Source organism: Testudinibacter sp. 'clade 2' (genome assembly GCF_006227735.1).
Taxonomy (GTDB): domain Bacteria; phylum Pseudomonadota; class Gammaproteobacteria; order Enterobacterales; family Pasteurellaceae; genus Chelonobacter.
This window is the reverse complement of the sequence record NZ_VDHB01000017.1, coordinates 1-11,179: the sequence shown is the minus strand read 5'-3', so window position 1 is coordinate 11,179 and position 11,179 is coordinate 1. Positions and strand designations below refer to the sequence as shown.

The window sequence follows — 11,179 nt, the reverse complement described above, 5'->3', positions numbered from 1 at the left end:
CTTTGTCAGCAGTCTAAGCCGCAAAGCGGCTGATCTATGCGTAACCTAGTACGGCTTTGCCGTGCTAGGCTAAAAGGACTAGTTTTAGCTCAAATAATATACTTAAAAGATCAAAACACCCTAGGTTACTTTAAACGGTTTTCTTCAGTTTCCGGCTCTAAATCCAATTTTTCCATTAACAGGCGGTCACCGTCTTCTTGTGGGTTTTCGGTGACTAATAGTTTATCGCCGTAGAAAATTGAGTTGGCGCCCGCCATAAAGCACATGGCCTGCATGCTTTCCGACATACCTTGTCGTCCGGCGGATAAGCGTACATAACTTTGTGGCATGGTGATGCGAGCGACGGCAATGGTGCGGACAAATTCGGTCCAGTCCAGATCTTCTGCATCCATCAACGGTGTGCCTTCCACTTTCACCAACTGATTAATCGGCACCGATTCCGGCTGCGGATCCAGATTGGCCAGGCTGGCGATTAAGCCGGCGCGTTCTTTGCGGGTTTCATTCATGCCGACAATGCCACCGCAGCAGACTTTCAGCCCGGCAGACCGCACTTTGCCCAAGGTATTGATGCGATCATCAAAGCGGCGAGTGCCGATCACCTCATGATAGTGTTCCGGTGCGGTGTCAAGGTTATGGTTGTAGTAATCCAACCCAGCCTCTTTCAATTGCTCTGCCATACCGTCTTGCAACAAGCCGAAAGTACCGCAGGTTTCCATGCCTAACGCTTTGACTGCTTTGATAATTTCAGTGATTTTTGTGACATCTTTCGGTTTCGGACCGCGCCATGCAGCCCCCATGCAGAAACGCCCGGCACCGCGAGATTTAGCAATTTTGGCTTTTTCAACAATTTCATCGATTTCCAATAACTGCTGGTTCTGCACCCCGGTTTGGTAGCGTGCTGATTGCGGGCAGTAGCCGCAGTCTTCCGGGCAGCCGCCGGTTTTAATCGACAGTAGAGTAGAAAGCTGAATCGCTTGCGGATTAAAATGCTGGCGGTGAACCTGAGCCGCACGATAAATCAGGTCTAAAAACGGCGTTTCAAACAGCGCTTCGACTTTGCACACTGACCAATACTCTAGGCTTGGGTGTGGGGTTAAACGGCTGAGCTCGACCGATTGAGTCGTCATATTATTCCTCGGTAATACGTTATTGGAGTGTCGTTGTGACAATCCGGTGAATGTTGGCGCCTATGTTAGCGGAAAACAAGATTGCTGAAAAGTAATGAAAAATCAATACCTCCTGCGGCAGTTTACAAGATTCGATTATCGATTAAAGATCCGTGATCAACTGTCAAAGTGCGGTCAACAAAGTCCGTAACTTCTTGCGGTTGGTGCGTGACCATCAACAAGGTTAGGTTTTTGTCACGACAGATTTGTGCCAACAATTGTAGCATTTCTTGGCGAAGTGCGGTATCCAGTGCAGAAAAGGGTTCGTCGAGCAGTAGAATCGGCTTATCACGCAGCATACAGCGTGCCAAGGCAATCCGCTGTTTTTGCCCGCCGGAAAGTTGTTCCGGCAGACGGGACAAATACGGGGTTAAACCAACTTTGTCTGCAATATATAACACGGCTTGCCGCTGTTCGGCGTTGATGTTTAAAGTCGGTTGCAGACCCAGAATAATATTCTGCGCTACACTGAGGTGGTTAAACAGATTGTTTTCTTGAAACAGCATCGAAACCGGACGCAAGTGCGGTTGGCTGTGGCTGTGATTTTCGCCATTCAGCCAAATTTGTCCACTATCTGGCTGTTCAAAACCGGCAATCAGGTTCAGCAGTGTGCTTTTTCCGGCACCGCTAGCGCCAATCAGCGCAACTTTTTCACCGGCTCGAATTTGCAGATCAAACTGCATCGGCATCTGTTTATAATTAAATTCTAGTTGTCTCAGATTGATCATCGCTTTTCTCGATCACAAGGAAAATTAAGCCGCACAGCAGCAGTAAAATTAAGGCAGTCACTGCCGCTTCTTGACTGCGGTAGTGTCCCAGTTGTTGATACAGCAGGCGTGGCAGCGAACTGAAATCTTGGTTGCCAAACAGGGCAATAGCGCTGAAATCCCCCAACGATAGCGCTACTGCATAGGCATAAGCGCTGCGCAGCGGATTCTGCAAGCTGTGCCATTCGATTAAGCGCCAACGTGTCCATCCGCGAATGCCGAGTGACTGGCATAAATTTTCATAGTGGCGCATATTGTTGTTAAGCGGTGTCGCCAGAATGCGCAGTACAAACGGCATGGCAATTAAGGCGTTGCACAACGCAACGATAAGAAACAGGTGCCATACCGCAAAATCCAGTTGTTGCAGCAGCAAAAACAGCCCGATTGCCAAGACTAAGGTTGGAATCGCAAGAATCATCATACCGATATTGATCATCATGTTGGCGGTTTTAAGTTGATAGTGCCAGCGCAAACGGCGTGCCCCGATCAGCAGCGCAATACTCAACAACAGCGCCAGCAAAGCCGCAAACGGCGCAAGGGTCAGCGAATAGCCGAGCGCTTGCCACAGCTGCGGAGTTTGCCAGATTTTCGATAGTGCTGGGGAGGTTAAACCACTGTAGACAATATTCAGCAGCGGCAGGGCGATAAACAGCGCAACGCTAACCAACGTAATCCAATGGACAGCGACAAAAGTGCGGTTCAGTGGCTGTCGCCAGCGGTGTTGGGTACTGAGCGGCGTCGGGGTATGTCGGCTAAAATAGCTGCTGGTTTGAAACAGCACAAAACACAACATGAATTGCACCAACGCCAGCATCGCCGCTTTGCCCAGATCAAAATCAAACGTCACCGCTTGGTAAATTGCCACTTCCAACGTGGTATATTTCGGGCCGCCACCCAATGTCAACACAATGGCAAAGCTGGTGAAACACAGCATGAAAATCAGTGCAAACACCGACAACAATTGCTGGCGCAGATAAGGCCACTCGATTAAACGCAAAAAATGGCCGTTGCGAATATTCAATTGTGCTGCCAGTTGTCGTTGCTGCTGCGGAATGCTGTGTAGCGCCTGCAAAAAAATCTTACTTGCCAGTGGCAGATTGAAAAACAGATGGGCGATCAAAATACCGTTTAAACCGTAGAGTTTCGGCTGCCAGTCGATGTGTAGCCAGCCGAGCCAGGTGTTCAACCAACCGGACAGACCATAGATACCGATGAGACCAAAAACTGCCACCAGCACCGGCAAGACAAACGTTAATGAAAAAATTTTCAGCAGCCATTTTTTTGCCCAGAAAGTGCGGTAAAACAGGGCGTGGGCAGTGAGCAGCCCGATAAATACCGACAGCAACGCCGAGAGCGTGGCTTGCAGCAGGCTGAAGCGCAGAATATGCCAGAAGTAGCGATCAGCAAACAGCAAAGACCAAGAGGAATCCTGACTCTGCCGCCATAGTTGCCACAAACTGTTGCCACTGATTGCCAGCAAAAAAGCGATCACCGCCAAGCCGAGCAAGCTCTGTTTTTGGCAGTAAACGCTGAATTTAGACCGCACTTTGTTCATTTCAAGTTAGATTTATTGGCTTAGTGCCTGTTGCCAAACTTGAATTTGTGCTTTGCTATCGTCGCTGCTCGGGAACGGAATCGCTAAGGTTTTGAACGGCGTAAATTGATCAAAGCGTGCTTCGACTTCGGTTTTGATTACCGGCAGCATAATGTTGTGCAGCGCAATGGTTTTTTGTGCTTCGGGGCTGAGTAAAAAAGCTAAAAACTGGTCAGCGAGTTCAGGCTGCTGACTTTTTTTCAACTTAGCGGCAAGTTCGATTTGCACAATGTGACCTTCCTCAAATTCGGCAGCAGCGTAATTGTCTTTTTGCTCATGAATTTGGTGATACAGCGGTGACGTGTTGTAGCTTAATACCATGTCGGATTCACCTTTTAAGAATGCACCGTAGGTTTCAGACCAGCCTTTGCCGACGGTAACAGTATGTTTTGCCAGGGTTTTCCACGCATTTTCCACTTGGTATTGCGGATAAACCGTGTTGATCCATGCCAGAAGCCCTCTTCCGACGGTGCTGGTGCGTGGATCTTGATAAATCACCTTCAGATCTTGGCGTTCGACTAAGGCTTTCAGGCTTGTTGGCGGATTTTTTAATTTTTGTTGATCGTAGATAAAGGCATATTGCCCGTAGTCATACGGCATAAAAGTGCGGTCTTGCCATTCGATTGGCAGTGCCAGTTGACTTAAATCGACGTTATTTTCTGCAAATAAACCGGATTGGCGGGCATTGGCAAGTTGATTATTGTCTAAACCGACCAACACATCGGCTTTGCCACCTTTTTCCAAATAGAGGCGGTTGAGCATGGTCACCCCGTCTTCAAACGGCACGAAAGTCAATCTACATTGGCATTGCTGCTCAAAGGCTTGTTTGAGTTTCGGACCGGGGCCCCAATCGGAGGTGAAAGAGTCGTAACTATAGACCGTTAAGGTTGGTTTTTCAGCGCTGATTGCCGCACTGGCGCTCAATAAAAGGGTGGCGGAGATAATGCTACGGTTTAACAATTTTTGTGCTAATGAAAACATGATAGAAATCCTTTTTTATAAAAATATAAGAAAAGAATTCAAGTGCGGTGACCAGTGTGGAAACGCAATCTCAAATCCCTTCGCTGCTACTAATCAGATCAGGTTCAGCGGGTATTTCTCAGCGTTATCTTACGCATAAAAAAAAGATAAGATAATGCACCCCGATGAGAGCGCTTTATCTTATCCAAAACCGTTGGCAAAGAAAAGGGTTAATCAATGGTTTTCGGCCAGTTGCCGGTATCGACTTTTGGATATTGCATCTGCATTGCACGCAAGGTGTCGAGCAGAATTTGCATGATAATCACATTGCGTCCGGATTTCGAGTCGGCAGGAATCACATACCAGGGTGCATACTCGGTGGAGGTCGCATTAATCACTTTCTCGTATTGCTTTTGAAAGTCACCCCATAATTTGCGATCGTCCAGATCGCCTAAATTGAATTTCCAGTTTTTATCCGGATTATCCAACCGCTCTTGCAACCGTTCTTTTTGCTCATCTTTGGAAATATGCAGGAAAAATTTGACAATCACGGTTCCAGTTTCGCTCAGCAGCCGTTCAAATTCGTTAATCTGGCGTAAGCGGCGCTGTTCTTCGGCATCATCAATCCAACCTTTGACTTTGGTAACCAACACATCTTCATAATGGCTACGGTTGAAAATCACGATTTCACCGCGCCGAGGTACCACATTGTGCACCCGCCACAAATAGTCACGATCCAGCTCATTTTCAGTCGGGGCTTTGAAGTAAGCGGTGCGTACCGCCAGCGGATCAACACTTTGGAATACCGCTCGAATCGTCCCGTCTTTGCCGGAAGTATCCATGCCTTGCAACACGATCAACACCTTGCGTTGATGTTCGGCATACAACAAATCTTGCAAATGATCCAATTCAGGCGCCAGTTCGCGCAAAATGGCATTGCGTTCGTCTTTATTTTCAGCAATATCTTTTTTGCCGTTAGTTGAAAAGTCATCGATCTTGAAACTGTTTTTACGATCAATCCGGTAGTTTTTAATCTCGAATGCCATAGACGTTCCTTACTTGAGTGTATTGAAGCTCATAAAATCGGTTAATTGACAAAATGGGAACTGACAGGAATAAAATGCTGTGCCAACAATTCAGGCCGTTGCAGCACATCTGCCAAGCTATAACGAGCCAGCTGTTCATAAAAGGCGGCGACCGCTTGATCAAAAATGGTCGGCAGTTTACAAATTGGGGCAATGCAGCATGTGCTGTCGCCGGTTTCACTGTGGCATTTCACCAGCGTACCGTCATCGCCTTCTGCCTTACGGATCACATCCGCCAGATTGATTTGATTAGGAGAATGGGCAAGTTGTATACCGCCGCCTTTGCCACGACGGGACAGAATGGTTTTTTGTTTTGCCAAATGGTGAATCACTTTCATCAAATGATTTTCTGAAATTTGGTAAGCTGCGGCAATTTCTTGAATGGTGCAGAGACGATCGCTGTGTAGTGCCAGATAAATCAGAACACGAAGGTTATAATCGGTGAATTTGCTGAGTTTCATAATATTTGTTTAGCTAGGGGAATTGTCTGAGTTTAACACAGCTTGGGCAAAAGTGCGGTTGATCAGAATCAACCGCACTGCCTAAAATGGTTAAATGAATTTAACCGGGGTTGGATAAGGTATTAAAATCCACCCATAAACATAAACAGCAGCGTTTGTGCGATGCTTTCTTCCGGAATCACCTCGCCGTTCAGTTTCAGTTCGCCATTTTCCAAAATAAGTTTGGACTGATAGTTTGCGCCGTTATCGTTGCTGACCAACACTTTTTGCTGTACAGCGTCTTCAAGCGACCGATTTAATTCAGATTCGGCATATTGTTCAGGATTCTCTATACCGTCTAACTTTGCCAAGCTGGTCATCAACATTTGTGCAGATTGGCGATTGACGTTGGCGTTCATTTCCAATTTATCGAACAGCGAAAGAATTTTGCCTTGCATTAGTGCAGCTTGTTGATCAGCTTTGGAGAAAGCCAGATCAAAGGTTAGTTGATTTTCGCCCGCACTGTTTTTCAATTTAAGCGGTTGAATTGTCAATGTCGGTTGCTGTTGCAGCAGTTTTAATCCTGCCTCGTTCAATTGCGCCTGCTGTTGTTGCAGATTAGGGTTGCTAAAGGCTTCAACGACTTGATTTAGCTCGGCGGCAGCCAGATGACCTAAATTCAGGTTAAAATCAATTTGCCCAAAATTTTCGCCGTTTACGCTTAAGGCTTCGACGCTGTTATTTAAGCGGTAGTCGGCAAATTGAGCGCTGACATTGGTGTCGTAATCGAGGCGAATATTTTTCAGCTCGACATTTTGTGCGCTGTAATCGGTTGCGGCTTCATCAACAACGCTGATTAACCCAATATCAAAACGCTGCTTTCCGCTTGGAATATATTTGAAGTCAGTCGGGCTGAGATCGGAATTCAATGTAACATCATTGAAGGTCAAAGTGCGGTTGACGGTGATGGGTTGGTACTGATCATTAAATTCATCCGCCTGTAAAGTGGAAACCCATTTTTCCAAACGCATTTTCAGTAAGCCGACGCCTTCTTGATTCGTATCGCTTTCAATATAAATTGGCGTGCTGTTGATGCTAAATTGCTCGTTGCTGTAATCAAAAGCAGCAATGGTTGAATTTTGCTTGATTTGCCCGCTATAGCTGATACTGAAATCACCGCTGTAAGGTGCAACGCCTTTACTGGCTTTAAACACTTCGCTGATCGACGGATCTTCGGTCATTTCGGAATGCGCATCGGCTAAAACCGGCATCAGTTTCAGACTGGTTAAGCGTGACAACGGTAATGGTCCGTGCTCAGCTGTGCTTTTGAACGGGAGTATCAGCTGAGAATTATCTTTTAAATCAGTAAGGATCACTTGATCTTCAATCTGAGTCGAGAAAAAGCCGCGCTCTAGTTTGGTATTTTTAATTGCAAGGTGGTAATTGCCGTGAGCGAGGTTATTATAGCCACTGGTAACGCGTTCATTGGCGAATGCGATATATTCTGGATATTTTTGTTCCAGTGCTTTACCGGAATACCAAGTGCCGCCAGCCCATGCCGCCACCAAAACTGCGATGGCGCCAAGCGCCAGAGATGATTTTTTCATAATAATTCCTTTTTATTAAATACTAATGTCAATCTGATTAAACGGTAAACAGAGTATAGCCATTCGCTGAAAAATATACCAGCAGCAGTTTGAATACGGTTGTACTGTTTTTTAGATTTTTTCGCAAAAAAATGATTTTTGCCCTTGAACTTTGTGTTTTCACCCCTATTTATTGCTGCAAGTCAGGATCAATGTTGTTTTTTGACGGCTACAACAAATTTAACCGTAGCAGTTGAAATTCAATTTTTAGTCCGCATCTTAAAAGCATCGAAGCAATTCGCGTGCTTTACAGAGAACAAATTTTAGATTTAACAGGAGAAATCAAATGGGAAAAATTATTGGTATTGACTTGGGTACAACCAACTCATGTGTAGCGGTGATGGATGGTGACAAACCGCGTGTGATTGAAAATGCAGAAGGCGACCGCACCACGCCGTCGATTATTGCTTATACACAAGATGGCGAAACTTTGGTCGGACAACCGGCAAAACGTCAAGCGGTAACCAACCCGAAAAATACTGTGTTTGCAATCAAACGCTTGATTGGGCGTCGTTTCACTGACGAAGAAGTGCAGCGTGACGTTAATATTATGCCGTTTGACATTGTGAAAGCGGATAATGGCGATGCGTGGGTATCAGTGAAAGACGAGAAAATGGCACCACCGCAAATTTCTGCCGAAGTATTGAAAAAAATGAAAAAAACTGCCGAAGATTTCTTAGGCGAGAAAGTCACTGAAGCGGTCATCACCGTGCCGGCGTATTTCAACGATGCGCAACGTCAAGCGACTAAAGACGCTGGTCGTATTGCTGGCTTGGAAGTGAAACGTATCATCAACGAACCGACAGCGGCAGCGTTGGCATATGGTTTGGACAAAGACAAGGGCAACCACACTATCGCCGTTTACGACTTGGGTGGTGGTACGTTCGACCTTTCGATTATTGAAATTGATGACGTTGAAGGTGAAAAAACGTTTGAAGTGTTGGCAACCAACGGCGATACCCATCTGGGCGGCGAAGATTTTGACAACCGTGTGATCAACTATCTGGTGGACGAGTTCAAAAAAGATCAAGGTATCGATCTGCGTAACGATCCGTTAGCGATGCAGCGTCTGAAAGAAGCGGCAGAAAAAGCCAAAATCGAACTTTCTTCTGCGCAACAAACCGATGTGAATCTGCCGTATATCACCGCAGATGCGACAGGTCCAAAACACCTGAACATCAAACTGACCCGTGCCAAATTGGAATCCTTGGTAGAAGATTTGGTACAACGTTCATTGGAGCCGGTGCGTACCGCACTTAAAGATGCTGATTTGAGCGTATCTGAAATCGATGAAGTGATTTTGGTTGGCGGACAAACCCGTATGCCGATGGTACAACAAAAAGTGGCTGAATTCTTTGGTAAAGAGCCTCGCAAAGATGTGAACCCAGATGAAGCGGTTGCGATCGGTGCGGCGGTGCAAGGTGGCGTGTTGGCTGGTGATGTGAAAGACGTGTTGTTGCTTGACGTAACTCCGTTGTCATTGGGTATCGAAACCATGGGTAGCGTGATGACCAAACTGATCGAGAAAAACACCACGATCCCGACCAAACACAGCCAAGTGTTCTCCACGGCGGAAGATAACCAAAGTGCGGTTACCATTCATGTGTTGCAAGGGGAACGTAAACGTGCTGCGGACAATAAATCTTTAGGCCAGTTTAACTTGGAAGGAATCCAAGCTGCACCGCGCGGCATGCCGCAAATCGAAGTGACTTTCGATATTGATGCGGACGGAATCTTGCACGTTTCTGCCAAAGATAAAGGCACGGGTAAAGAGCAAAAAATCACCATCAAAGCTTCTTCAGGTTTGAGTGATGATGAAATCCAACAAATGGTACGCGATGCGGAAGCCAATGCGGATTCGGATCGTAAATTTGAAGAGTTAGTGCAAGTGCGTAACCAAGCGGATCATCTGGTGCACTCAACCCGTAAGCAGTTGACCGAAGTCGGTGATGCCCTGTCAGCCGATGACAAAGCGGCGATCGAAAGTGCGGTCAGCGAGTTGGAAACCGCAGCCAAAGGTGAAAACAAAGATGTGATTGAAGCTAAAACTCAAGCTTTGATTCAGGCATCGGAAAAACTGATTGCTGCAGCACAGCAACAAGCCCAAGCCGGTCAACAGCAGGCGCAAGGTCAAGCCGAACAAGGCAAAGGCGGTGATGACGTAGTTGATGCTGAATTTGAAGAAGTGAAAGACAAGTAAGTCGATGGCGATTAAAGAGGGGCAAATCCACTTTCTTTAGTACCAAGCAGGGCGATGAGTAATCTTCGCCCTTTTGCACATATAAAAACAACTCAAGAGAAGCAAACGGAAAGACTATGTCGAAGCGTGATTATTATGAAATATTAGGCGTTGCCCGCAGTGCCGATGAAAAAGAGATCAAAAAGGCGTATAAACGTCTGGCAATGAAATATCATCCGGATCGCAACCCGGACAATAAAGACGCGGAAAGCAAATTTAAAGAGGTCAAAGAAGCCTATGAAATTTTAACTGACCAGCAAAAACGTGCTGCCTATGATCAATATGGTCATGCTGCCTTTGAGCAAGGTGGTTTTGGCGGCGGCGCAGGCGGCTTCGGCGGTGCAGATTTCGGCGATATTTTCGGTGATATGTTCGGTGATATTTTTGGCGGCGGTGGACGTGGTCGTCAGCGAGTAGTGCGTGGCGATGATCTGCGTTACGACTTGGAAATCACCTTAGAAGAAGCGGTTAAAGGTACGACTAAAGATATTAAGATCAATACCTTAGTTGAGTGTGACAGCTGTCATGGCAGTGGAGCGCAAGCGGATTCGAAAGTGGAAACCTGCCCGACCTGTAAAGGTGCAGGGCGAGTACGCCGTCAACAAGGCTTTTTTGTCACCGAACAGGTCTGTCCGACCTGCCATGGCAGTGGTAAAAAAATTGAGAAACCTTGTACGAAATGTCATGGTGACGGGCGTGTACATAAAGCCAAAAATCTGTCGGTTAAAATTCCGGCTGGTGTTGATACCGGCAACCAATTGCGGTTGAGCGGTGAAGGTGCAGCCGGTGAGAATGGCGCACCCGCAGGGGATCTGTATGTGGTTATTCACGTTAAAGATCACCATATCTTCGAACGTGACGGCAACAACCTGTATTGCGAAGTGCCGATCAGCTTCACCATGGCGGCATTAGGCGGCGAAATTGAAGTGCCGACTTTGGACGGACGGGTTAAACTGAAAATTCCGGCGGAAACCCAAACCGGTAAACTGTTCAGAATGCGTGGCAAAGGTGTGACCTCAACCCGCAGCCATTATGCCGGTGATTTAATTTGTAAAGTGATTATTGAAACGCCGGTGAAACTGAACGAAGAGCAGAGAAACTTGTTGAAACAATTGGAAGAAAGTTTAGAAGGCAGCGGCAAAAACCGCCCGAAATCCTCTAGTTTTCTGGACGGCGTGAAGAAGTTTTTTGATGATTTAACCAAATAAAAAACAGAGACGAAATACAACGTTTGAAAGCGATTATCTCAGGGTAATCGCTTTTTTTATTATAGGCAGACGAA

At 46.4% G+C, this 11,179-nt stretch carries 9 protein-coding genes and 1 riboswitch; of the genes, 2 read left to right on the top strand and 7 right to left on the bottom strand.

The annotated features are described in order from the left end of the window. Positions 1-125: 125 nt before the first annotated feature. The 7 genes from bioB to FHQ30_RS02195 all read right to left on the bottom strand — a co-directional run bounded on the left by bioB (position 126) and on the right by FHQ30_RS02195 (position 7,619). Complete coding sequence (gene bioB, locus FHQ30_RS02225) at positions 126-1,127, bottom strand: biotin synthase BioB (protein WP_139611477.1); 1,002 nt, start codon at positions 1,125-1,127, stop codon at positions 126-128. A 122-nt stretch (positions 1,128-1,249) separates the two neighbouring features. Beyond that, positions 1,250-1,894, bottom strand: a complete 645-nt coding sequence (thiQ, locus tag FHQ30_RS02220) for a thiamine ABC transporter ATP-binding protein (protein ID WP_139611478.1) — start codon at positions 1,892-1,894, stop codon at positions 1,250-1,252. Beyond that, positions 1,866-3,488: a thiamine/thiamine pyrophosphate ABC transporter permease ThiP gene (gene thiP, locus FHQ30_RS02215; RefSeq protein ID WP_139611479.1), complete on the bottom strand. Its 1,623-nt coding sequence runs from the start codon at positions 3,486-3,488 to the stop codon at positions 1,866-1,868. The genes thiQ and thiP overlap by 29 nt, the downstream gene beginning before the upstream one ends. A gap of 12 nt (positions 3,489-3,500) precedes the next feature. Then, entirely contained in the window at positions 3,501-4,508 is a 1,008-nt protein-coding gene (gene thiB / locus FHQ30_RS02210; RefSeq protein ID WP_139611480.1) for a thiamine ABC transporter substrate binding subunit, read from the bottom strand. Between the two features lie 57 nt (positions 4,509-4,565). After that, a riboswitch (TPP riboswitch) is annotated at positions 4,566-4,682 on the bottom strand. 35 nt (positions 4,683-4,717) lie between these two features. Beyond that, a complete protein-coding gene (locus FHQ30_RS02205; protein ID WP_139611481.1) occupies positions 4,718-5,533 on the bottom strand; it encodes a PPK2 family polyphosphate kinase in 816 nt (271 codons plus the stop codon). A 41-nt stretch (positions 5,534-5,574) separates the two neighbouring features. Next, a complete protein-coding gene (locus FHQ30_RS02200) occupies positions 5,575-6,033 on the bottom strand; it encodes an RrF2 family transcriptional regulator (RefSeq protein ID WP_139611482.1) in 459 nt (152 codons plus the stop codon). Positions 6,034-6,155: 122 nt separating this feature from the next. Beyond that, entirely contained in the window at positions 6,156-7,619 is a 1,464-nt protein-coding gene (locus FHQ30_RS02195; RefSeq protein ID WP_139611483.1) for a YdgA family protein, read from the bottom strand. A gap of 325 nt (positions 7,620-7,944) precedes the next feature. On the opposite strand from FHQ30_RS02195, the gene dnaK reads away from it, so the two are divergent. Together dnaK and dnaJ are read left to right on the top strand one after the other, a co-directional pair. Further along, positions 7,945-9,858, top strand: coding sequence for a molecular chaperone DnaK (gene dnaK / locus FHQ30_RS02190; RefSeq protein ID WP_139611484.1), 1,914 nt, complete (start codon positions 7,945-7,947; stop codon positions 9,856-9,858). Between the two features lie 116 nt (positions 9,859-9,974). Further along, positions 9,975-11,105: a molecular chaperone DnaJ gene (gene dnaJ, locus FHQ30_RS02185; RefSeq protein WP_139611485.1), complete on the top strand. Its 1,131-nt coding sequence runs from the start codon at positions 9,975-9,977 to the stop codon at positions 11,103-11,105. The last annotated feature ends 74 nt before the right edge of the window (positions 11,106-11,179 follow it).